Source organism: Streptomyces sp. MUM 203J, from assembly GCF_022414595.1.
Classification (GTDB): Bacteria; Actinomycetota; Actinomycetes; order Streptomycetales; family Streptomycetaceae; genus Streptomyces.
The window spans coordinates 19,575-41,319 of the sequence record NZ_JADWYO010000013.1; the positions used below are offsets into that span (position 1 = coordinate 19,575).

The following is a 21,745-nucleotide window of genomic DNA, read 5'->3' on the forward strand; positions in this document are numbered from 1 at the left end:
CGCACGTCGTGTCTACGCGCGTCGCATGCGAACGGAACGTCAGGGGAGCTGGAATGCCGTTGAACCGTAGGTCGTTTCTGGAGCGGTCCGCAGCCGTGGGTGCCGGTGTGGCGGCGACGGGTGCGGCGGGCTCCGCCACCGCACAGGCCGCGCCCGCCGGGCGGCCGGGCCGTGGTGGTGCGCCGAGGCGGTACGCGTTCACCGTGATGGGGACGACCGACCTGCACGGTCATGTCTTCAACTGGGACTACTTCACGGACCGGGAGTACGACGACAAGGCACACAACGATGTCGGCCTGGCGAAGATCTCGACGCTGGTGAACCGGGTGCGGGACGAGAAGGGCCGCAGCAACACGCTGCTGATCGACGCGGGTGACACGATCCAGGGCACCCAGCTCTCGTACTACTACGCCAAGGTGGATCCGATCACCGCGGAGAGCGGGCCGGTGCATCCGATGGCGCGGGCGATGAACGCGATCGGGTACGACGCGGCGGCGCTCGGCAACCACGAGTTCAACTACGGCATCCCGGTCCTGCGGAAGTTCGAGGAGCAGTGTGCGTTCCCGCTGCTGGGGGCGAACGCGCTGGACGCGAGGACGCTGCGCCCGGCATTCGCTCCGTACAGCATGCACCGTCTGCGGACGCCGTGCGGGCGGGATGTGCGGGTGGCGGTGCTGGGGCTGACGAACCCGGGCATCGCGATCTGGGACAAGGCGCATGTCGGCGGGAAGATGGTGTTCCCGGGACTGGAGGAGCAGGCGGCGCACTGGGTGCCGAGGCTGCGCTCGATGGGTGCGGACGTGGTGCTGGTGTCGGCGCACTCCGGGTCGAGTGGGACGTCGTCGTACGGGGATCAGCTGCCGTACGTGGAGAACGCGGCGGCGCTGGTGGCGGAGCAGGTGCCGGGGATCGACGCGGTCCTGGTGGGTCATGCGCACACGGAGATCCCGGAGTACCGGGTGGCGAACAGGGAGACCGGCAGGGACGTCGTGCTGTCGGAGCCTTTGAAGTGGGGGCAGCGGCTGACGCTGTTCGACTTCGGCCTGGTGTGGTCGCGGGGCCGCTGGGTGGTCGAGGAGGTCGGCGCCCGAGTGCTGAACTCGAACGAGGCCGTCGAGGACCCGGAGATCGTGAAGCTGCTGTCGGACGAGCACGAGAAGGTCGTGACGTACGTCAACCAGGTGATCGGCACGTCCTTGGCGGAGATGACGACGGCCGAGGCGCCGTGGCGGGACGAGCCGGTGATCGATCTGATCAACCATGTCCAGGCGGAGACGGTGAGGGCCGCGCTGGCGGGTGGGGCGTACGGGTCGCTGCCGGTGCTGTCGCAGGCTTCGTGTTTCTCACGCTCTGCGGTGGTTCCGGCGGGTGAGGTGACGATCCGTGAGGTGGCGGGGCTGTACGTGTTCGAGAACACGCTGGAGGCGCGGGTTCTCACGGGTGCGCAGCTGAAGGACTATCTGGAGTACTCGGCGCGGTACTACGTGCGCACGGCGCCGGATGCTCCGGTGGATCCGGCCGCGCTGACGAACGCGGACGGTACGCCGGACTACAACTATGACGTGGTGTACGGGGTGACGTACGACGTCGACATCACGCAGCCGGTGGGGTCGCGGATCGTGGATCTGGCGTTCGAGGGGGCGCCGGTGGATCCGGCGGCGGAGTTCGTGCTGGCGGTGAACAACTACCGGGCGAGTGGGGGCGGGGCGTTTCCGCATGTGGCGTCGGCTCCCCAGGTGTGGGCGAACTCGGACGAGATCCGCAACACGATCATTCGGTGGGTGCAGGCCCGGGGGGTGGTGGATCCGGCCGAGTTCGCCTCGGTGGGGTGGCGGCTGACGCGTGCGGGTGTTCCGGTGTTCTAGCCGTTGCTTCCGTCGCGGGTGTTCAGACGCGGGTGAGCGGCGTGAGCCTCTGTTCTTGTGGGGGGATGTGCGGGGGCTCGCGCTGTTCCAGGCCGAAGGTGGTGAGGGCGGTGCGCTGAGGCAGGGGGTAGGGCTCCTTGCCGGTGAGGTGGTTGAGGATGACGGCGCTGCGCCAGGCGGTGAGGGTGTGGCTGGTGGCGCCGGGGCCGTGGGTGTGGGGGGTGCCGGTGTGGAGGTAGATGTTTCCGGTGACGGAGGGGTCGAGGACGATGCGGTGGTGGGTGTCGACGCGGGGGCGTTCCCTGGAGTCGCGGCGGATGTAGGGGTCGAGTGCGGCGAGAAGGCGGTGGTGGGGGCGTTCGCGGTAACCGGTGGCGAGGATGACGGCGTCGGTGGTGAGGCGGGAGCGGGTTCCCTGATCGGTGTGTTCGAGGTGGAGTTCGACTTTGGTGGTGGCGAGGCGTCCGGCGGTACGGACGCGGACTCCGGGAGTGAGGACGGTGTCGGGCCAGGCGCCGTGGAGGCTGCGGCGGTAGAGCTCTTGGTGGATGGCGTCGAGGGTGGTGGGGTCGATGCCCTGGTGGAGGTGGGTGTGGCGGGGGGCGAGGTCGTTGCGGGTGTGTTCGGGGAGGTCGTGGAAGTAGCGGCTGTAGTCAGGGGTGAGGTGTTCGAGGCCGAGGGTGGTGTTCTCGGTGGGGGTGAAGGCGGGGGTGCGGGTGAGCCAGTGGAGTTTCTCCTGGCCTGTGGGGCGGCTGCGGAGGAGGTCGAGGAAGATCTCGGCGCCTGACTGACCGGAGCCGATGACGGTGATGTGCTCGGCGGTGCGGAGGCGTTCGCGGTGGTGGAGATAGTCGGCGGAGTGGACGACAGGGACGGCCGGGGCGTCGACGAGGGGTTTGAGGGGTTCGGGGATGTGGGGTTCGGTGCCGGCGGCGAGGGCGATGTTGCGGGCGTGGGTGCGGCCGAGGGCTTCGGTTTCGCCGTGGGGGTCGAGGTGGGCGTAGTCGACTTCGAAGAGGTCGAGTTCGGGGTTCCAGCGGATGGAGTCGACGTGGTGGCCGAAGTGGAGTCCGGGGAGGTGGTCGCTGACCCAGCGGGCGTAGGTCTCGTATTCGGAGCGGGGGATGTGGAGTTGTCGGGCGAGGTGGAAGGGGAGGAGTCGGTGGCGGCTGCGCAGGTGGTTGAGGTAGCTCCAGGGGCTGGTGGGGTCTGCGAGGGTGACGAGGTCCGCGAGGAAGGGGGTGGTGAGGGTGGTGTGGTCGGTGAGGGTGCCGGGGTGCCACTGGAAGGTGGGGCGTTGTTCGTAGAAGGCTGTGGTGAGGCCGCCGGGGACGCCGTGGGCGAGGGCGGCGAGGGAGAGGTTGCCGGGGCCGATGCCGATGCCCACGAGGTCGTGAGGCGGGTCGGGTTGGGCGGGCTCGGCTGAGGGGCTGGGGGTTGCGGTGGCGGTGGGCTCGGAGGTCATGGGGGGGTGCTGCCTCTCACGTGCGCGTGGCATGTCGTCGTGGGGGACAGCGTGTACCGGTGGTGGGGGGTGGGGGCGGGGTGTGGGGGGATCGGTACCCGAAGGAGGTACGGGGCTGGGGCGCCGTGGCATGGGGGCGCCCCCGGCGATGGTGCTGCCGGGGGCGGTGGGGTGGGTGTGGTGGTTCAGTCGCCGCGGACTCGGAGGGCGCGGCGGAGGTCGTCGAGGCGGTCGGTGAGCTGGCGGTGGAGGGCGGGGGTGAGGTCGGGGTGGGTGAGGTGTTCGTCTCCGAGGCGGAGGTTGTCGTGGGTGACGGTGTGCCCGGGGAAGGCGGCGCGGCCGGCGGCGGTGGCGATGGCGGGGCCGCGGCGGCCGGCGAGGGCGACGGCCTCGGGGTAGTAGCGGGTGACGTAGGGCTGGAGCAGGTCGAGTTGTTCGGGCTGCCAGAAGCCTTGGGCGGTGGCGGTGAAGAGGTAGTTGGAGAGGCTGTCGTCGTGGAACATGCGGTCCCACGCGGCGGCTTTGGCTTCGGGGGTGGGGAGGGCGGCGCGGCAGCGGGCGGCGCCTTCCTGACCGGTGGCGCTGGGGTCCTGGTCGAGTTCGGCGTCGATGTGGGCGTCGTCGGCGGCACCGAGGGCGGCCAGGCGGTGGAGGGCGCGCCAGCGGAGTTCGGGGTCGAGGTCGGGGCCGCCGGGGACGCTGCCGTCGGTGAGCCAGCCGTGGAGGGTGCCGGTGCGGGTGGTGGTGTCGATGTAGTGGCGTACGGCGGTGAGGCGGAGTCCGGGGTGACTGCCGTCCTCGGTGCGGCGGATGAGGTCCCGGGTGAGGTCGTTGAGCGTGGTGAGGGCGGCGGGCCGCTGGTCGGTGGTGAGGTAGCGGTCGGTGATCTGGTCGCCGGCGAAGGCCAGGACGTTCTCGACGATGGAGACGTCGGTTTCCTGGCGGAGGTGGGCGCGGGCGGTGTCGAGGTAGGTGAGGGGTTCGAGGTCGCCGTCGCGGACCATGTCGCGGAAGGTGTTCCAGAGGACGGCGCGGGTGAGGGGGTCGGGGACGCCGGAGAGGGTGCGCAGGGCGGTCTCCTCCGACTCGGGGTCGAGGCGGATCTTGGCGTAGGTGAGGTCGTGGTCGTTGGGCACGACGAGGGCGGGGCGGGTGCCGGTGCGGGGCGTGGCGGGTTCGGTGGGCGGGACGTCCGTCTCGTGGCGTTCGCGCAGGACGAGGCTCTGGCCGTCGCCGAGGTCGCGGTCGTAGGCGCCGATGGCGATGCGGTGGGGGCGGGTGCCGGCGCGGTCGAGGGTGGGGGTCCAGCGGCCGGGGCCGGTGGTGACGGTGGCGGTGAGGGTGTCCATGCCGGTGGTGCGGAGCCAGGTGTCGGCCCAGGCGTGGACGTCGCGGTCGGTGGCGGAGGCGAGGTTGTCGATGAAGTCCGCGAGGGTGGCGTTGCCGAACTTGTGGCGGGTGAAGTGGGTGTTGATTCCGGCGAGGAAGTCCTTTTCGCCGAGCCAGGTGACGAGCTGGCGAAGGGCGGAGGCGCCCTTGGCGTAGGAGATGCCGTCGAAGTTGAGGAGGGCGGAGGCGGTGTCGGGGACGGCGTCGGGATCGGGGGCGACGGGGTGGGTGGAGGGCCGCTGGTCGGCGTCGTATCCCCAGGGTTTGCGTTCGACGCCGAAGCTGATCCAGGTGTCGGGGTAGCGGGTGGTGGCCTCGTTGATGATCTGGTATCCCATGTACTCCGCGAAGGACTCGTTCAGCCAGATGTCGTCGAACCACTTGAGGGTGACGAGGTCCCCGAACCACATGTGGGCCATCTCGTGGGCGATGGTCATGGCGCGGCGCTGGCGCTGGGCGATGGTGACGGCGGAGCGGAAGACGTATTCGTCGCGGAAGGTGACGAGGCCGGGGTTCTCCATGGCGCCGGCGTTGAATTCGGGGACGAACGCCTGGTCGTAGGAGTCGAAGGGGTAGGGCTCGTCGAACTTCTCGTGGTAGCGGTCGAAGCAGTGCCGGGTGACGTCGAGGAGTTCGTCGGCGTCGGCGTCGAGGTGGGGGGCGAGGGAGCGGCGGCAGTGGATGCCGAAGGGGAGTCCGGCGTGCTGGGTGCGGACGGAGTGCCAGGGGCCGGCGGCGACGGCGACGAGGTAGGTGGAGATGCGGGGGGTGGTGGCGGCCCTCCAGTGGCCGTCGCCGGTGGGGGTGGTGATGCCGTTGGCGAGGACGGTCCAGCTGTCGGGGGCGGTGACGGTGACGTCGAAGGTGGCTTTGAGGTCGGGCTGGTCGAAGGCGGCGAAGACGCGCTGGACGTCGTCGAGGAAGAGCTGGGTGTAGACGTACGTTTCGCCGTCGGCGGGGTCGGTGAAGCGGTGCATGCCCTCCCCGGTGCGGGAGTAGTGCATGGCGGCGTGGAGGCGGAGTTCGTGGGGGCCCTGGGTGAGGCCGGTGAGGGGGAACCGGTTGTCGTCGAGGGTGGAGGGGTCGAGGGGCTGCCCGTCGAGGGTGACGCTGCGGAGCGTGGCCGGTTTGAGTTCGACGAAAGTGTCGCCGGGGGTTCGGGCGGTGAACCGGATGTGGGCGGTGGACTCGAAGGTGTCGTCACCGGTGGTGAGGTCGAGGTGGACCGTGTAGTGGTCGACGTCCAGGATCCGGGCTCGGGTCTGCGCCTCTTCGCGCGTCAGTGCGGGCATGGCCCCCATGCTGCCTGACGGGGTGGGGCCGGGTCAGCGGGTTCCGCTGCCAGCTTCGCGCGGGGGTGGGCGAGGGTAGTATCAGGCGGTTTCGGTGGTGTGGTCTCGCATGGCGGTTGCCGGCGTGGTGGTTGGCGGTGATGGTCTCGCCGTTGCCGTGGGGCGCCGGGCCGGTGGACGGTGGACCAGGGCTGTTGTCCGTTCCGGTGGAGGCGGAGACTGGCGGCACCACAGGCAGGCGGCGCCGGCGTGCACGTCCCACGGCAGGCCGCGGGCCGTGGTGGGGATGGTGTAGCGGGTCGGCTGCTCGGCCGCCGGGGCGGTCACGACGCGGTCCCCTGGTGGCAGTCGGTGCACGCGCGGCGAGGCTCATGCCCGGGCAGCGGAACGGAGTCGATCCCCCGGAGCTCCCGGCCGCAGTGCGTACACTGGAGGCCGCTCGCCTGCCGCAGGCGGTGGGGGTAGGGCTTCGAGACGAGGGCGGAGGCGGCCAGCCACGTCGGGTACGGGCCCATGGGATGCGGCGTACTCATCAGGGCCGCTCCACCACCGTCAGAGGGCTGTCCAGGTGGCGGGACAAGTCCGCATGCAGCCGTTCCGCCTCGGCCCTCGACAGGACAAGGTCCGTGGAACCGACGAGAGTGTCGACCTTCCAAAGGTCGATGGGTACGCGGACCTCGCCGGTGTCCGGGTCGTAGCGCGTGGGTGCGCCCGTGGCGGCTGAGGCGTGCGAGGGCGTGGCCATGTAGGCGTCCTCTCGGTGACGGCTGAATGACGGGCCGTCACCGTAGAGCGCGTACCGGCGGGTAACGGGGACTGGTTGTCCCCCCTACCCACCTCGCCCCCCTCACCCCGCCTCTCGTACCCCGATCCTCTCCGCCAGCCGCGCCGCCTCCGGCCGCAGCGCCCGCGGCGCCTCACGCCACAGCTGAGCGACTGCACTACGCGCGGACGGGGTGTACGCCACCGTCTCCGGCCCGATCTCGTGCGCCTTCTGCATCACGTGCAGAGCGGCCGTCCTGTCCCCCCCCCCCCCCCCCACTGGAGATGCCCGCGAGCCACCTCCACCCACAGGCGTGCCTGCCGCTCCACCGACGGCATCGCATCCGGGTCCAGGTCATCAGCCCATGACAGGGCCTGACGGGATGTACGCAGGTCGACAGCGACGCTGATCTGGTGGAAGTCGGCGTTCGCCCGGCCGAACACCGTCGACGGGTGAACGTAAGAGGCGGGCAGGCTCTTCGCTACCTGGTCGCCCGCCTTCCAGTACCGCCAGGCCGCGTTGCCGTCCGCGGCCCGCGCCGCGGTGACAGCCGCGTGGAGCCGGTGTCGGCTATGTGGTCGCGGTGCCGAAGTCTCAGCAGGTCAAGAGTCTGGCCGGGTTCTGGAGGATCGACGAGCTGATCGCCCAGGCGCCGGAGGACGCCTGGCAGCGGCTCTCCTGCGGCGACGGTGCCAAGGGGCCGCGCGTCTACGACTGGGCCAGCGCGAAACTGCCCGCGATCGGTTTCTTCGACGGCGACACCCCGACACATCACCGCTGGGTGCTGGCCCGCCGCAGCCTTGTCCGCCCCGACGAGATCGCCTACTACTTCGCCTACGCGCCGGTGACCTGCACCATTGCCGATCTCGCAGGGGTGGCCGGCATGCGGTGGGCGATCGAGGAGTGTTTCCAGGCCGCGAAGAACGAGTGTGGCCTGGACGAGTACGAAGTCCGACGTTACGTGGGCTGGTACCGGCACATCACCCTGGCCATGCTCGCTCACGCCTTCCTCGCCGGCCTGGCCGCCGGTGAGATGGCAAAGGGGGCTGCAGAAACGACCCCACCAGCACCATCGTCGCCCTCACCGTGGCAGAGATCCGACGGCTCCTGGAACATCTCCTGCCCCACCACCGAACCCCGCCCGCCCCTCAAGAACACACACTGACCTGGTCCCACTGGCGACGCCGCAGACAAGCCACCGCCCGCCGCTGCCACTACCGCAGAAGAACCAGCTCAGGACACGAACCGCTGCTGGAGTACTAGCACGGGCACGTCCAGGTCGAGCCCAAGGAACTACCCCCGCGCGGACTTCAGCCGGTACGCGGTGGCGGTGCCGATCAGCCAGCAGTCGAAGTCATCGGCCGGGACGCGTCTTCGGGCGCCGACTGCACCCGAAGGGCCACAAGGCCCCGAGGCTCGATCGTTGAGAGGCTAGGATGATCGCCTCTGCGCGAAGGCGTCCTTGCCCTTACGCCAGTTGGGCGTTCGAGTGTATATGATCATGCCTCATGGAGCCTGCACTGACCGGCAGCACTCCTGTGTTCGATGTATCTCTCTCACACCTTTTCATTGGGGGAACGCGACATGATCGCGAAGAGAATTTTTGCTGCGCTGACGGCCCTCATCGCCCTCCTGGGAGGCGGATTGACAATGGCGCCAACTGCCAGCGCAGGATCATACGGGTGCGGCAACACTTCAAATGGGCAACTCTGTGTCCGCGGAGGAACGCTGGGGAAGGACGGGAACTATACGTTCAAGGTCTCCTACTACCGTTCCCCGAAAGCTGAGATCACCGTCAAGCTGGGAACTCAGCGCAAGAATTCCAAGATAACCGCGCTTGTGCTCTGGTTTGGCTCCAAGAAGACGAAGAACGGCTACGTGGAACTCTCCAAGAAGCATCACCTGAATGCTAACGAGTGCATCCGCGGGGTGATGGAATACAAGGGTAAGACCTATGTGACGAAGTGGCGCTGTCCGTGAGTTGAACGGTAGGCTGGGTGCTGCGATGACTGCACCCAGCTACTGCTTGACGTGACTCGGTTCGCGGGATAGGCATGTGGCAAGTTCTTCTCTATATTAGCCCGTTCACGGTCTCACTCTTCATCGGCATCGTCACGGCGCTGTGCGGAATTGGCGCTTGGTGTTATCACCGGACAGAGGGCCGGGGTCTCGTCACGCTGGCCCGCATACTGCTGAGTTCATGGGCTCTGCTTGTTCTGGTCGCCACTCTGCTGCCCACGCAGCCCCTGGGCACTGGAGGGTACGACATCTCATGGGTCCCCGGTGAGGGAATGTGGGAGGCGAGCGGAAATGGCGGGGCTGGGCTTTTCCCAGAAGAGCGCCAAATGATCTTCCAGTTGCAGATCGCCAATGCGGCCATGTTCGTTCCGATGGCCGCATTGGCCCGGTTCTCGGTACAGCAAGCTTCTGTTCTGGAAATATCTGCCGCATGCTTGCTCGCAAGTGTTGCAATTGAGGTAACGCAATTCCTCATGGCGGCGGGCCGTACGGTAGATGTTGATGACGTGCTATTCAATACCGTAGGCGGAATCTTGGGTGCAACAATCGCGTGGGGCACTCTTCGAGTTGCAGAGATTGGCACCCGCTGAGCGATGTAGGCGGGTAGCCGCCTTCCGGGAAGTCGGAGGGTGCGGCCTGGGCCGGCGGCCGGAGCCGACATGCCTGGCTAGGGTCTGTCCAGCGAGTGGTGTAACTCGTGGGTTGGTTGTTACTGCTGGGCAGCGGTGAGGCGGCCGTCGAAGGCGATGTCGAAAGCCTGGAGGGCGGGCTTCCATCGCCTGGTCCAGCGTTTCGCGCCGTTCCCGGTTGGGTCGAGGCTCATGACCGCGAGGTAGACGCACTTGAGAGCGGCCTGCTCAGTGGGGAAATGGCCGCGGGCACGGACGGCCTTGCGGATCCGGGCGTTCACGCTCTCGATGGCGTTGGTCGTGCACACGATCTTGCGGATCTCGACGTCGAACTGAAGGAAAGGCACGAACTCCGCCCATGCGCGTTCCCACAGCCGCACGATCGCCGGGTACTTGGCTCCCCATTCCTCGGAGAACTCCACCTCCTTCACCGGTCAGCCGCAGCCCGTCGGCCTGGGCCCGCGCCACCAACTGAGCGACCAGCTCGTCATCCACCCCAGCCGGCCCGACGGCCTGACCTTCACTCTCGGAGACACTCACGTCAGTAGTCATCAACTACCGCTTCCTGCTTGGGAGTTACACCACTCACCGTACAGACCCACCCTGCACCTGCGTACGGGCTGCACGTGCTCACAGCCGCCTTTACGGGCATGCGGTGGGAGGAGCTTGTGGGTCTGCATCGCAACAATGCGCTGCGGGAGCGACGCCAGCGGCATGACGGTGGTGTCTTCACCTGCCCGATCATCCGGGTTGACAAGGAGGTCGGAGCTCTCGCTGAGTACTACGCGCGGAACGAGGAGGGCAAGCGGAAGATCTTCCGGGGCCTGGAGCCTCCGAAGAACGAGAAGTCGGCACGAGACATCGACGTCCCACCGTTCCTCGCGGAGCTGCTGGAGAAGCACCTGGCGAGCTGGCCGTACGACTATGTGTTCTGCACGCCGACGGGCAAGTGGTGGTGGCGCTCGGAGTGGTTCCGCATCATTCGGCCGGCGGCTGACGGCAGGGATGCGCGGCCGAAGGCCCGTGGCACTGCGGTGAAGGAGAAGTGGGATCCGATCATGCCAGGGCTCACCATGAGGGACCTGCGGCACACCCACGACACGTGGCAGGAGCAGATCGATGTGCGGCCCGTGTTGGGGTATGAGCAGATGGGGCACAAGTACCCTGGCATCAAGGGGACGTATCGGCACCCGACCCCGCCGATGAGGCAGGAACGGATCGACGGCTTGCAGGAGCTGTACGAGCGGGGGTTGAAGAATCTGGGGTGGGAGAGTGTCTGGGAAAGTTGATCTCCCGAATCTCTCCTAAACGATCACTGTGGAGTCACCCCGGAGGCTTCCGGGGCGGCTCCGCTGCTGGTCAGGGGGTCGGTCGCGATCTGCTCGTGGTGCCGGATCACTTCGGCGATGATGAAGTTGAGGAGCTTCTCCGCGAAGGCAGGGTCGAGCTTTGCGGACTCGGCGAGCTGGCGGAGGCGGGCGATCTGGCGTGCCTCGCGGGCGGGATCGGCCGGGGGGAGCTGGTGACGGGCCTTGAGGTGGCCGACCTGCTGGGTGCATTTGAAGCGTTCGGCGAGCATGTGGACGACGGCCGCGTCGATGTTGTCGATGCTTTCGCGGAGGCGGTCCAGCTCGGCGCGGACCGTGTCGTCGATCGGGTCGCTCGTGTTCATGCGGTGAGCTTAGACGGGTTGCGGGGGCTTGGCCGGAGGGTGTTCGGGATGCGGAACGGGTGGTGGGGACGTGCCGGAGGGGCGGGCCGGCGGCGTGTGGCCGCGGTCCGCCCCTCCGGGGTTCATGCGCGGGTGCTACAGGGTGGCGGCTGCCTGTGTGATGGCGGGGGCGAAGGCGGAGACCTGCGTGTAGACGCCGGGGTAGTCGGGGCGGGCGCAGCCGTAGCCCCAGCTGACGATGCCGACCTGGATCCAGGCGCCGGCGTTGTCGCGGCGGAACATGGGGCCGCCGGAGTCGCCCTGGCAGGTGTCGGTGCCGCCCTGGGGATAGCCGGCGCAGATCTCCTCGTCGGGTACGAAGGAGCTGCCGTAGGACTGGCGGCAGGAGGTGTCGGAGACGAACGGGACCTGGGCCTTGAGGAGGTGGCGCTGCTGGCGGCCGCCTTCGCGGTCGGCGCCCCAGCCAGCGACGGTGAAGGTGCCGTTGTCGTAGGCGGTGGTGGTGGCGATGGGGAGGGTGGGGAGGTCGACGGGCTGGGCGAGTTTGATGAGGGCCCAGTCCTTGCCCTTGCCGTTGTAGCCGGGGGCGCGGAGGACCTTGGTGGAGCGGACCGTGACGGCATCGGGGCTGCGGAGGTCGGCGACGCCGAGGGTGGCGGTGATGCCGGTGTTGTTGCCGGAGCCGTTGACGCAGTGGGCGGCGGTGAGCACGATCTGCCGGGTGAGGAGGGAGCCGCCGCAGCCCATGGAGAGGCGGACCATCCAGGGGAACTCGCCCTGGGCGGCGCGGGTGCCGCCGACGACGGGCTGAGGGGCGGGGGTGGGGGCGGCGTTCGCCTGTGCGGGCTGGAGGCTGAGGGCGGCGAGAGCGACGGCGGAGGCGGCCGCGCAGCGTTTGAGGGTGCGCGGCAGTGTGCGCTGCTTCGTCTTCAACTGTCTGCCTTTCGTGGGGGGTTGGTCCCGACTCGCACTTGATGGCATGCGCGCGTCAAGACTTGTGCGGGATTATCCGGAGACCCGCGTGCCCCCCGCAAGGCGCTCTTTCGGCCAGTGACGGTCCGCCTGCCGCGGATGGCGCGCGGCGGTGCGGGCGGCGGCGCCCTCCGGCCGTACTGTGGGAGGCGTTGGCGTCGTACGGGATCGTGCGTGGGGGTACGGGACGTGGCGAACGGCAGGGCGGGCGGCGGGGAGGTCGCGCACGGCTTTCCGCACCTGGAAACCGTGCGGGCGGCGGTCACCGCGCTGTACCGGCGGATCTCGTACGAAGGGCTGACCGAGTACGCGGTGAGCGTCTCCCCCGCCGAGGTGGCCTTCCCGGAGGAGGACGACCTGCATCTCGGGGCGCACCGGGTGGCGGCCGCACTGGTCCGGCAGCTGCGGCTGCCGGAGGCCCGGATGATCGTGAGCTTCCGGGCCATGGAGCACGCGGCGACCGTGGAGCTGGCGGCCGGGCCCGAGTACTTCATCGAACTGAACGACCGGTTCCGCACGCACCGCCGGGACATCGGCGCGGCGCTCGCGCACGAGATCACCCATGTGCTGCTGCACCGGCTGGGGCTGGCCTTCCCCGGCACTCGGGACAACGAGATCCTGACGGACACGGTGACCACGTACCTGGGCACCGGGTGGCTGCTGCTGGACGCCTACCGGGAGGACGCGGTGTCGAGCCAGAAGCTGGGCTATCTGACGCCGGAGGAGTTCGGCTACGTCCTGGCCAAGCGGGCGCGGGTGTTCGGCGAGGACCCGTCGCCGTGGTTCACCAGTCCGCAGGGGTACGCGGCGTATGTACGGGGCCGGGCGGAGGCCGACCGGGACGAGCGGCGGCCCCCTCTGGCTGCGGCCGGACGGCTGGCCCGGCACCGGTACGCGCGAGACCGGCGGCTGTACGCGGCGGGGGGCAGGCAGGCGGGGCGCGGGGCGGCCGGGGAGGGCGTGGCCGGGGGCGCGGGCTACGCGTTCGAGGGCGGGGACGGCGCGGGGCTGAGCGTGTCGTTCCCCTGCCCGACGTGCCTGCAGCGGATCCGGGTTCCGGTGCGGGGGCGGGTGCGGGCCCGGTGCGGGCTGTGCGGCATGGTGCTGGAGTGCGACACCTAGCGACCTAGTGGATGGCGGCGGGGCAGGTGCGGGCCCGTCGGCGGGCGCGCCGGCAGCCTGGCCCGCGGGCGCGGGCGGTCCTGCTCCACGGTCGTGCGGAGGGCCTCGGTGAGTTCGGCGCGGAAGAGGACGAACGGGCCCGGCTCCTCCGTGTCGTCGGCGAAACGGCTCAGGCTGCCGGGGTCGGTGACCTCGACGGCGCGTCCGGAGAGGCGCACGTCGCCGCCGCCCATGCCGGTGCCGGGGCCGGGGTTGGCGTGCAGGGCGAAGCGCGGGTCGCGGCGCAGGTCGTCGGCCTTGCGGGAGCCGGGCATCATGCCGAGCCACAGCTCGCCGTGGCGGAAGTTCACCTCCAGCCCGCTCAGACGCGGGGAGCCGTCCTTGCGGAGGGTGCCGAGAACGTGGTGCGTGTACGCCTCGAAGCGCTTGCGGACGGTGTCGGCGAAGTCGGGTTCGGCGGTCTGGAACGTCTTCCACGAGGAGGTCATGGTGCCCATGAAAGCGCGGATACCCGACATCTCCCGTCGGGTGTCCGCGGTGTCTCAGGCCGTCGCCCGTTCGGCGGCGCCGCGCTCGACGCAGAGCTCGTCGCCCTCGACGCCCGCCCGGACGGCCCGTCCCGTGCCGTCCGGGCGGCGCCGGCCGTCGACGAGAACGGCGCCGAGGGCGAGCAGGCGCTCGGCCTCCTCCTCGCGGGTGCGGTCCTGGGGTTGGAGGTCCAAGTGGACCCGGTTCTCGGCGTCCTGCTTCTCCGGCATGTGATGCGAAGACGCAACCGTCTCCCCTCAAGCGGACTGGCCCCACTCGGTCATGAGGCAGCCGTGCTCACGCGGCGCCTCCGAGTCGGGGCGTGACCGGCACGGCCCGGCTCCAGAGCTCCTCCGCGTGATCACGGAAACGGTCGAACATGCCGCCGCTGCCCTGCCGGTGGAGGTGCAGCAGGGGTGAGTCATGGCCGACCAGCCGTGCGAGGTGGGGTGTCACCAGCGCGTCGTCATCGAACCGGAAGACGCTCAGGCTCACGTGGTTCACCGCGTCCGAGGGAGCCGAGAATCGCGCCTCGAGCCCCTCCGGGGAGCCGAGGCGGCCAAGGTGCTCCAGGGTGATCCGGATCCGGGTGGAGACGGTCAGGGAGGTGTCCTCGATCGCCTCCCGCTGCCGCGTCACCTCGCCCTCGGGGTCGCCGGTCAGGAAGCGGACCCGGACACCGGATGCGACCTTACGGCGCAGCGTCTCGGAGAACGCCGGGACGGACGTGAAAAGGAAGTAGTTCGTGTACCCGGCGAAGTAGATCTCCTGCGTGGCCCCGTCGACCAGCTCGGACCAAAGGGAGGACGGCGCTGCGGACCGGTATGGATAACTGCGGGTGATCTCGCGATCCGTGCCGGTCTTGATGCGGTCCTTGACCACCTGTGGCCAGATCATTTCCTCGTCCACTCCCAGAGCGTGGGCGGCGTCTTCGCGGTTCCTGGCGTGCGGCGTTAACGCCTCGTTCGAAACCCATCGTTCCACTTGCTTCGGGGATACCCCCACCCGGTATGCGAGCTGTCGGACGGAGAGCCCCGCTTCATCCATGGCAGAACGAAGTCTGACGTTCAAGTCAACCCCCTTGGCAGGGACGTTCGGGCCTTCTTAAGGACCCTAGCGCCGTAAGGCCCAACTGTCCCTGCGCACAGTGAGATACGTCCCTTACGGGGGTTCACGATCGGGAGGACGTAGAAGAGACCCCCGCGACGGGTGGAGCCGTCCGGGGGCGTGGCCAACGCTTACGAGGAGCGTCGACATGACAGACCCTATCTGCCGGACCGCCGTACGGTTCCGGCCGGTGTTCACGCCCGGTTCCGGTCGGCGGCGGGCGGGGGCCCGCCCGACCACGGCGGCCCCGGCCGCACAGCCCCAGACCTCCCATCCCCCGTACGGGCAGGTTGCGCAGTTCGGTCCGGGGTGGGGCTGGACCGCGCGACCCCGGCCCCCGTACGGGCTGCGTGAGATGTTCGACGGCGACACGGTCGCCCTCGTCCGCCCGCACCTGGTCGCTCACGAGCGGCGGCAGGAACGGGCGCGGCAGAGGCAGCGCTGCCTCACGCTCGTGATGGCGGCGGACTTCGGCATCGACCTTGACCGGCGGATCCTGCACGGGGCGGGGGTGTCCCGGTGAGCACGGGCCTGAAGCGGGTCGAGCCGCTGAGTACGGAGCCGTGCAGGGAGCGCCCCGGCCCTGGTCGCCACCACCTGCCGTGCATCCTGCCTTCCGGTCACGAGGGTGAGCACCGGGACGCGTTCGCGCAGACCTGGGGCCCCTCGGGGCGGTCGGCCCCAAGCGACGCGGCCCCCGGCGTGCGGGCGGCGCGGAAACCGGTCCGTATGTGCGTGAGATGCCAGCACATGACGGACACGCCCTTGATCGTGGCGGAGATCGATTCTGCGTCCGGTCCGGGGTTCAACGTCTATTGCTGCCCGCAGTGCGCCCGGTACTACTTCGCGCACCCCGAGCGTCGGCCCGGTTGGCCCGGAAACACGGACGGCACCCTGTGAGCGCGCCCCGCACGGTCACCGTGCACAACCTTGACCACGGCCCGACGACCGTGCCGGAGCCGACGCGGTGCCGGGGTCACGACGACGGCGCTCCGCAGTACCCGGCGGATGTGATCCACACCGGGCCGCCGCTGTCCCTGGCGACTCCGTCCTGGCGGGGCCCGGCGAAGTGGCTGCACGCGGTGGTGGACGCGGCGCCGCACAGCGCCCGCGAACGGGACATGGTGGTGGTGGAGTTGGGCGGCGGCTCGTACCGGTACAGCCCGGAGGGGCTGCGCGAACTCGCGGACGACCTGACGGCGCAGCTCCACGAGGTCCGGGCGTTCGCAGACACGCTCGCGGCGCCCCGCGCGGCCGAGGTCCCCGACCGGTGAGCGGGCGCCTGACGGGCGCGGAAGCGTGGAAGGAGATGGACCGTACCGGGAAGTCCGGAGCGTGCGTCATCGGTGACTGCGGCTACTGCACCCCTCCGCTGGACCTGTACGTGAACGCGCGCGGGCGCCCCCTGGTCGGCCCGCCGGTCATCTCGATCAGGTGCGCATGTGCCTGCCACCACGGCCGTCCCGTCCGGCGGGAGGTCGTCACCGTGTAGGCCGACCATCCGCCCCGTTTCCCTCGCCTCGGGTGGAGGGGCTGGCGGCCCCCTCACAGCCTCCCGCGCCCGGTGTCCATGGCCCCCTTCGGCCGGGCACGGGAGGCACAGGACGGGCCACGGCCGGCATGCAGCCGCAGGCCGGGACTTCTCCATACCCTCCCCCTCGGTGACGTGACGCATTGTGACGGCGCTCGGAGGGTTGGAGCGCAACCGCTCGTGGTGCTGCCAGCCGAGTGCGCCACGGCCGGCGAGGGCGATGCGGTCGAGGTCGATGACGATGTCCGTGGACCGGGCATCGGCGGTGATCCATAAGGTTCTGCCTGCGGCCGGGGGTCCGGTCACGACGTACAGCTCTCACCACCTCCGGGATACGCGTTCCTGCGGCCGCGACGCTGTGCCGTTGCCGCGGGAGCTGTTGCACTGCCGGTGCGCGCTACGGGCATTGGCGGGGTTGAGGAGGTCACCACCCGCGGGAGAGTGGGGTGGCGTGGTCGAAGGTGAACGCCCACGGCGACCGCTGTGTGTCACGGCCGGTGAGAGATTTAGTATCGAACAGTCACACCCTTGGCTGAAAGACGGAATCCAGAACCGTTGCCGTTGACGAGCTCCAGCCGAAGATAGTATTCGCCTGCGGCCAAGTCTCCCCAGTAAGAGGTGCCGCAGTAGTTCCTTTTGGTGCCCTGGTTCCAGTCAGGGCCGAAGACGTCCCTGTAGACGGAAAAGTCGGCTGACTTAAACGACGTCGGTGTCGACGAACAGCCAGAGAGTGCCATCGATGTGCTGGTGGCGTCGGTATTCTTGTCAGTCCACCGACGTGATTCACCGGAGCCTACCAGCCAGTTCTTGATAGTGGACGAGAAGCTTCCCTCGGCCTGAGCCGGAGCAGCAAGACCAAAGAGTATCAGGCTGGTCGCGACTGTAACGGTAGCCCTGAGACTGCGCTTGGATATGAATATCATTGATCCTCTTTCGTGGATGACATAGGGTGGCGAACGGCAACCTGGGCCAGAATTAGGGGTTGACCTGAAATGGCGGACGTGACCAGAGTGCCGTCATCGCCACGCCGATCCCGACTGCAGAAATTGCCAGCACCATTGCCATGGTCGAATCGGCTGGGTGCAGAAGCCATGCCCAAGGCTCGGGTGTTCCGCCTGGACCCCATCCACTGGCCGCAAGAATTAGAGGGACAGCTGCCAGCGCGGCTCCCGCAAGTTGGGAGCCTACCAGCGGAAAAAGCAGCAGCGCGAGGCCCAGATAACCGACCAGGTTTCTACCCAGGACCACAGGAAGATCGGAACTCAGGGCGATTCGACAAAGAAATGAGGCAAGTACCCCCACGGCAGCGATACACAAAGCCAGAGCCGAGTCCCAGTAGCGTAGATTGCGAGCGGCGATACTTTCAGACGGGATGTTGCCCCGGCTTAAGCCGTAGAGCAGAGTTACCGCAGGGACCAGTGTCATGAGATGCGCAACAAGAAACTGGCCAGACTGTCCTGTCAGGGCAGGAACAGGCAGTTCAGCATTGCCGATCAGCAGGCCAAGTGCCACCGTGCCGACGGTCGACGCCACGACGACGTGAATGGCACGAACCTTGCACCACCAGATCATTCGCGCGCCCCTGTGACACCCAACTGTGGCTCCGTCCTGCAAGAGTCCATCGCCTTGCGGTTTCGTTCAAACCACGCAAGCTGCTGGTCGGAAGGCAGGGACTTAACCCGCTGCGCCAAGGCGGCTTCCTCAGGGGCGAAACGACCACTCACTGCGTCCGCAGGCACTCCGGCTGTAATGTAGAGCCATGCAGCCAGCGGTCCTGCGGCGACGACTGCAGGGTAGGGGTCACCCTTCAACGCGCAGTCGGGGGGCACCGGGAGCAAGCCCGAAACAAGGCCACCGGAAATGTCCTCGGCACTGGCATTAGTGGCGATGCCGAGTTTCGATGCATCAGGCCCAGGGCTGGCCGCCATGGTTAGGGTGGCCGGGACCTGAACTCCAGCCTTTCTCAGCCTCTCGGCGGCCTTCCGGGCATCATGACGAACCGTTTCCTGGTCCTCAACCTCTGGCCAGAGACAGATTCTCGGCTGTCCGGATTCATCGCACACGAGTGTGTGCGATGATCGGCCCAACACAGGCTCGGGTCCTAGGTCGCGCACTACGAACCATGACGAGGTCAGACCACTGGCAACGAGAGCACTGGCGGCCACCAGCGGCCATGCAGTACGGCGGAAGCAAATCAGGGTCAGGGCTGCACAGGAAACCCCCGAAGTGAAGAGGAGGGCACCAAGCACGGCCCGACTGTCCAACGATGTGTCGACAGCGCAGCAGCTGCTCAAACCGCCGCCCACAAGATGCCTGAGCCAGAAAGTACCCCACGACGCCGGATAGGCATTGACGAAGAAGCTACTGACCAAGGCAAGAGGAGCTGCCATCACCCCGGGCAGTACACGACCGATGATGTAACCGACAAGCGCGTTTGCGACCAGGACCGCTGCAATGACTACCAGAATTCCGAGATGAGGAAGGCCAAACGGCACGTCAGCTGCGATCGCAGATGTAAGGAGGGCAGCGGCGATACCAAGAAACCCCAAGGCCAAGACGGGAGTCAGAACTGGGATTGCCGAGCCCAGCGGCCCTCGCACGGGAGCCTGATCGAAAATACGTCCTTTTGTGAGGCGGGCCCCCTCCCATGCAGCACAGGCCGCGCATGCCGCACTGACGAACGGGAGGGCGAAGGAGGCGCTCCCAGTAACCGACGGCCAATAATGAGGCGTCACCCAGGTAGAGAGATCGTCACCGAGGGCAAGAAAGATGAACCCAACCAGCAGAGGAAGGAGGGGAGTTGCTGAAGAAGACCTGATGAGGGTACGCAAGAGCACGCTTAAGCCTCCCGGTCAACAAGCTTGGCGTACGCCATTTCAGCACTCTCCCGTGGGGAGGTGGCACTCTCGGCCAAGGCGTGAAATTCCTGGCTACTTCCCTGGAACTGAACCACGCCTGCATCGAGGACCACCACCTCCTGATAGAGATCGGCCAAATCCTCTGTCTGGTGCGTCGAGATCACAACTTTCACCGACTGGCTGAGCTCAGCCACGAGTTCCCGAAAGACTGCGCGCTGCCGGGGATCGAGGCCAGCCGTAGGCTCGTCCATCAGGATAATTTCGCTCTGATGGGTGAGGGCTCCAGCGATCCCCATGCGGCGTAGTTGACCGCCGGAGACTTGGTGACTCTTACGGTTGGCCAACTTCTCCAGTCGCAGGCTCCTAATCGCTCCATCGGAAGCCTGCCAGGCTTCAGCCCGAGAGAGGCCCTTCAGCCACCCAGCGTAGGCCACCTGTTCCCGCACAGTGAGCCCGGGAAATGGGGTGATCTGCTGTGGAATCCAGGCGACGGCACGGCGATATCGTGCTCGATCGCGACGCGTGGTGGCTTCAACTCCGTTCCAGCTGACGGTGCCTTTGGAGGGCTTCAGGTGGGAGGCTGCCACAGCCATCAGAGTAGATTTCCCAGCTCCGTTCGGGCCGAGGAGAACGGTGGAGGCACCCTCAATCTGTGTGGAGAAATTCGAAAATACCTCGGTCTTTCGTCCATACCGAAAGGAGAGATCTGCGAAGATCAGAGCCATGGCGCACATTCCGCTGCCCCCTTGGAGGGGCAGCTCTTTGGGATGGTTCGGTGGAAGTGTGCGCCCCGGCGAGATGCCTCGTCGCCGGGGCGCAGGCAGTGTTCTCAGGATCAGTACTGCACGTTTACCCTATTCACGTTCAGGATGCCGTTGGGGCTGTAACCCTCAAGCTTGAAATAGTAGGTTCCAGCCGCCATGCCTCCCCAGTAGACACGGTTGCAGTAGTTGGACCGGTGTCCCTTGTTCTCGTCGGGGCCGAAGACATCCTTCCAGAGGGTCAGCCCAGCGCTGCGGAAGGGCTCAGAGGAAGTACGGCAACCGCTGAAGCCGACCGAAGTACTGACGTTGTCACGGTTGCTGTCGTTCCACCGTCTCGACTCCTTGGTGGGTATCCAATCTTCGATGTAGGACGACCACGAGCCCTCAGCGTAAGGGCTGTCCCGTAACTGCTGGTCACGGGTGGGATGATCTTGGTGTGGCTGGTGTGATCACGGCGTCGGAGCCGTCCTGGATAGCCCCGTTCACCGGGCTGAGCCCGCGCGCCTTTGGGAAGCTGGTGACCGTGTTGCGGCGCGAGGGTGCGGACGCGGTCCGCAAGGGCCGGCCATGGAGCCTTCCGCTGGAGGACCGGGCCCTGCTGGTCGCCGCGTACTGGCGCACAAACCTGACGATGCGGCAGCTCGCCCCGCTGTTCGGGGTGTCCAAGTCGGCGGCGGACCGGATCATCGACCACCTCGGGCCGATGCTCGCGCTCCAGCCCCGCAAACGGTTCGCCAAGGACACCGTGCTCATCGTGGACGGCACCCTGGTCCCCACCCGCGACCACACCATCGCCGAGCAGTCGAAGAACTACCGGTACTCCACCAACCACCAGGTCGTCATCGACGCCGACACCCGCCTGGTCGTCGTGGTCGGCCGGCCGCTCGCCGGAAACCGCAACGACTGCAAGGCATGGGAGGAATCCGGCGCCAAAGCCGCCGTCGGCAACACGCTGACGATCGCCGATGGCGGCTACCCGGGCACCGGACTCGTCATGCCCCATCGTCGACGAAAGGGCGAAGACCTGCCCGAGTGGAAGCAGGCGCACAACAAGTCCCACAAGCAGGTCCGGGCCCGCGTCGAGCACGTCTTCGCCCGCATGAAGACCTGGAAGATCCTCCGCGACTGCCGCCTCAGAGGCGACGGCGTCCACCACGCCATGCTCGGCATCGCCCGGATGCACAACCTCGCCCTCGCCGGATAGGCCAGCGAGCCATACGTCAGCCCGCCATGCCCGAGACGACTCGAAGATCATTTACGGGACAGCCCTTAGGCTGGCGTCCCAGCGGCTATACCCAACAGTGCGACGCCTGTGACAAGGGCGCGTGTTACACGTCGGTTGCTTGTGTTCATGCCTGTCCAATCTGCCCATGTAGATCACACCTGACAGCACGCAAGGAGAGGGCAAGGCATGGAGCCGCTCCCCCAGAGCACGCGTGTTGCCGATGTGCTCAGCGATCCACGCGGGACTCTATCTTCGTGTGATCAACATGCGACTAAGTGTTCGACAGTTTGGCCTGATTTAACGGAAGGTTTGGCGCGTATGGCGAGCTTCCTGGGAACGGTTACGAGTCGAGTAGCGCCTTGAGAGGGACGCGTGATGCAAGGCAGCCTGTTGAACCGTTCCGGGTTCGGTAGGGACTCGATGGAGAGGGTTGGTGGCGTCGGGCTCGTTGTCCGGGCACAGTGCCGCGCGGGATGATCAGCGGACGGTTTTCCGACGGAAGGGTTGTCCCATGCGGTTCAGAGCGGCGGTTGTCGGCGTCCTC

24 protein-coding genes and 2 pseudogenes are annotated in these 21,745 nt (G+C 67.7%); 11 read left to right on the forward strand and 15 right to left on the reverse strand.

The window, feature by feature from the left end:
• Positions 1 to 53 precede the first annotated feature (53 nt).
• Positions 54 to 1,865, forward strand: coding sequence for a bifunctional UDP-sugar hydrolase/5'-nucleotidase (locus I3F58_RS09995; protein ID WP_240107940.1), 1,812 nt, complete (start codon positions 54 to 56; stop codon positions 1,863 to 1,865).
• 22 nt (positions 1,866 to 1,887) lie between these two features.
• On the opposite strand, the gene I3F58_RS10000 is transcribed toward I3F58_RS09995, so the two are convergent.
• From I3F58_RS10000 to I3F58_RS10020, 5 genes are all read right to left on the reverse strand, one after another.
• Positions 1,888 to 3,330, reverse strand: coding sequence for a lysine N(6)-hydroxylase/L-ornithine N(5)-oxygenase family protein (locus I3F58_RS10000; RefSeq protein WP_240107941.1), 1,443 nt, complete (start codon positions 3,328 to 3,330; stop codon positions 1,888 to 1,890).
• Between the two features lie 185 nt (positions 3,331 to 3,515).
• The gene (gene pepN / locus I3F58_RS10005; RefSeq protein WP_374207938.1) at positions 3,516 to 6,020 is read right to left on the reverse strand and encodes an aminopeptidase N; all 2,505 of its coding nucleotides are present in this window, start codon (positions 6,018 to 6,020) and stop codon (positions 3,516 to 3,518) included.
• Positions 6,021 to 6,334: 314 nt separating this feature from the next.
• Positions 6,335 to 6,544: a hypothetical protein gene (locus tag I3F58_RS10010; protein ID WP_240107943.1), complete on the reverse strand. Its 210-nt coding sequence runs from the start codon at positions 6,542 to 6,544 to the stop codon at positions 6,335 to 6,337.
• Positions 6,544 to 6,756, reverse strand: a complete 213-nt coding sequence (locus I3F58_RS10015) for a hypothetical protein (RefSeq protein WP_240107944.1) — start codon at positions 6,754 to 6,756, stop codon at positions 6,544 to 6,546. Before I3F58_RS10015 ends, I3F58_RS10010 begins: the two co-directional genes overlap by 1 nt.
• Positions 6,757 to 6,858: 102 nt before the next feature.
• Positions 6,859 to 7,011: a hypothetical protein gene (locus I3F58_RS10020; RefSeq protein WP_240107945.1), complete on the reverse strand. Its 153-nt coding sequence runs from the start codon at positions 7,009 to 7,011 to the stop codon at positions 6,859 to 6,861.
• A 346-nt stretch (positions 7,012 to 7,357) separates the two neighbouring features.
• Between I3F58_RS10020 and I3F58_RS10025 the strand changes: the two genes are divergently transcribed.
• The 3 genes from I3F58_RS10025 (at position 7,358) to I3F58_RS10035 (ending at position 9,383) form a co-directional block, all read left to right on the forward strand.
• Positions 7,358 to 7,939 (forward strand): hypothetical protein, encoded by a 582-nt coding sequence (locus tag I3F58_RS10025; RefSeq protein ID WP_240107946.1) that lies wholly within the window; start codon positions 7,358 to 7,360, stop codon positions 7,937 to 7,939.
• Between the two features lie 419 nt (positions 7,940 to 8,358).
• Positions 8,359 to 8,754 carry a hypothetical protein gene (locus I3F58_RS10030; RefSeq protein ID WP_240107947.1) on the forward strand — a complete coding sequence of 132 codons (396 nt, stop codon included), beginning with the start codon at positions 8,359 to 8,361 and terminating at the stop codon, positions 8,752 to 8,754.
• 74 nt (positions 8,755 to 8,828) lie between these two features.
• The gene (locus I3F58_RS10035; protein WP_240107948.1) at positions 8,829 to 9,383 is read left to right on the forward strand and encodes a VanZ family protein; all 555 of its coding nucleotides are present in this window, start codon (positions 8,829 to 8,831) and stop codon (positions 9,381 to 9,383) included.
• A gap of 119 nt (positions 9,384 to 9,502) precedes the next feature.
• Here I3F58_RS10035 and I3F58_RS10040 read toward each other — a convergent pair.
• Positions 9,503 to 9,841 (reverse strand): annotated as a pseudogene (locus I3F58_RS10040) (transposase); the annotation flags it as partial.
• 207 nt (positions 9,842 to 10,048) lie between these two features.
• Between I3F58_RS10040 and I3F58_RS10045 the strand changes: the two are divergent.
• Positions 10,049 to 10,711, forward strand: coding sequence for a hypothetical protein (locus tag I3F58_RS10045; RefSeq protein WP_240107949.1), 663 nt, complete (start codon positions 10,049 to 10,051; stop codon positions 10,709 to 10,711).
• Positions 10,712 to 10,734: 23 nt separating this feature from the next.
• Here I3F58_RS10045 and I3F58_RS10050 read toward each other — a convergent pair whose 3' ends face one another.
• Positions 10,735 to 11,094 carry a chorismate mutase gene (locus I3F58_RS10050; protein WP_240107950.1) on the reverse strand — a complete coding sequence of 120 codons (360 nt, stop codon included), beginning with the start codon at positions 11,092 to 11,094 and terminating at the stop codon, positions 10,735 to 10,737.
• 135 nt (positions 11,095 to 11,229) lie between these two features.
• Positions 11,230 to 12,075 (reverse strand): serine protease, encoded by an 846-nt coding sequence (locus I3F58_RS10055; protein ID WP_240107951.1) that lies wholly within the window; start codon positions 12,073 to 12,075, stop codon positions 11,230 to 11,232.
• 180 nt (positions 12,076 to 12,255) lie between these two features.
• On the opposite strand from I3F58_RS10055, the gene I3F58_RS10060 reads away from it, so the two are divergent.
• Positions 12,256 to 13,188 carry a hypothetical protein gene (locus I3F58_RS10060; protein ID WP_240107952.1) on the forward strand — a complete coding sequence of 311 codons (933 nt, stop codon included), beginning with the start codon at positions 12,256 to 12,258 and terminating at the stop codon, positions 13,186 to 13,188.
• On the opposite strand, the gene I3F58_RS10065 is transcribed toward I3F58_RS10060, so the two are convergent.
• The 4 genes and pseudogenes from I3F58_RS10065 to I3F58_RS29335 all read right to left on the reverse strand — a co-directional run.
• Positions 13,185 to 13,676, reverse strand: a complete 492-nt coding sequence (locus I3F58_RS10065) for a pyridoxamine 5'-phosphate oxidase family protein (protein ID WP_240108014.1) — start codon at positions 13,674 to 13,676, stop codon at positions 13,185 to 13,187. The genes I3F58_RS10060 and I3F58_RS10065 overlap by 4 nt on opposite strands.
• A 54-nt stretch (positions 13,677 to 13,730) precedes the next feature.
• The gene (locus I3F58_RS10070; RefSeq protein ID WP_374207939.1) at positions 13,731 to 13,946 is read right to left on the reverse strand and encodes a VOC family protein; all 216 of its coding nucleotides are present in this window, start codon (positions 13,944 to 13,946) and stop codon (positions 13,731 to 13,733) included.
• A 67-nt stretch (positions 13,947 to 14,013) separates the two neighbouring features.
• Positions 14,014 to 14,625 (reverse strand): XRE family transcriptional regulator, encoded by a 612-nt coding sequence (locus I3F58_RS10075; protein WP_374207943.1) that lies wholly within the window; start codon positions 14,623 to 14,625, stop codon positions 14,014 to 14,016.
• Positions 14,626 to 14,787: pseudogene (locus I3F58_RS29335) on the reverse strand (helix-turn-helix domain-containing protein); the annotation flags it as partial.
• A gap of 184 nt (positions 14,788 to 14,971) precedes the next feature.
• On the opposite strand from I3F58_RS29335, the gene I3F58_RS10085 reads away from it, so the two are divergent.
• The 4 genes from I3F58_RS10085 to I3F58_RS10100 all read left to right on the forward strand — a co-directional run bounded on the left by I3F58_RS10085 (position 14,972) and on the right by I3F58_RS10100 (position 16,315).
• Positions 14,972 to 15,346, forward strand: coding sequence for a hypothetical protein (locus tag I3F58_RS10085; RefSeq protein WP_240107953.1), 375 nt, complete (start codon positions 14,972 to 14,974; stop codon positions 15,344 to 15,346).
• Positions 15,347 to 15,573: 227 nt separating this feature from the next.
• Positions 15,574 to 15,723: a hypothetical protein gene (locus I3F58_RS10090; RefSeq protein ID WP_240107954.1), complete on the forward strand. Its 150-nt coding sequence runs from the start codon at positions 15,574 to 15,576 to the stop codon at positions 15,721 to 15,723.
• Positions 15,720 to 16,097, forward strand: coding sequence for a hypothetical protein (locus I3F58_RS10095; RefSeq protein ID WP_240107955.1), 378 nt, complete (start codon positions 15,720 to 15,722; stop codon positions 16,095 to 16,097). Before I3F58_RS10090 ends, I3F58_RS10095 begins: the two co-directional genes overlap by 4 nt.
• A gap of 35 nt (positions 16,098 to 16,132) precedes the next feature.
• Complete coding sequence (locus tag I3F58_RS10100; RefSeq protein ID WP_240107956.1) at positions 16,133 to 16,315, forward strand: hypothetical protein; 183 nt, start codon at positions 16,133 to 16,135, stop codon at positions 16,313 to 16,315.
• Positions 16,316 to 16,860: 545 nt separating this feature from the next.
• Here I3F58_RS10100 and I3F58_RS10105 read toward each other — a convergent pair.
• The 3 genes from I3F58_RS10105 to I3F58_RS10115 all read right to left on the reverse strand — a co-directional run bounded on the left by I3F58_RS10105 (position 16,861) and on the right by I3F58_RS10115 (position 19,937).
• Positions 16,861 to 17,277 carry a hypothetical protein gene (locus I3F58_RS10105; RefSeq protein WP_240107957.1) on the reverse strand — a complete coding sequence of 139 codons (417 nt, stop codon included), beginning with the start codon at positions 17,275 to 17,277 and terminating at the stop codon, positions 16,861 to 16,863.
• Between the two features lie 52 nt (positions 17,278 to 17,329).
• Positions 17,330 to 17,926, reverse strand: coding sequence for a hypothetical protein (locus tag I3F58_RS10110; RefSeq protein WP_240107958.1), 597 nt, complete (start codon positions 17,924 to 17,926; stop codon positions 17,330 to 17,332).
• A 1,267-nt stretch (positions 17,927 to 19,193) separates the two neighbouring features.
• Positions 19,194 to 19,937 (reverse strand): ATP-binding cassette domain-containing protein, encoded by a 744-nt coding sequence (locus I3F58_RS10115; protein ID WP_240107959.1) that lies wholly within the window; start codon positions 19,935 to 19,937, stop codon positions 19,194 to 19,196.
• A gap of 475 nt (positions 19,938 to 20,412) precedes the next feature.
• Here I3F58_RS10115 and I3F58_RS10120 point away from each other — a divergent pair, with 475 nt between their 5' ends.
• Positions 20,413 to 21,180: a transposase gene (locus I3F58_RS10120; protein WP_240107960.1), complete on the forward strand. Its 768-nt coding sequence runs from the start codon at positions 20,413 to 20,415 to the stop codon at positions 21,178 to 21,180.
• Positions 21,181 to 21,745: the final 565 nt, after the last annotated feature.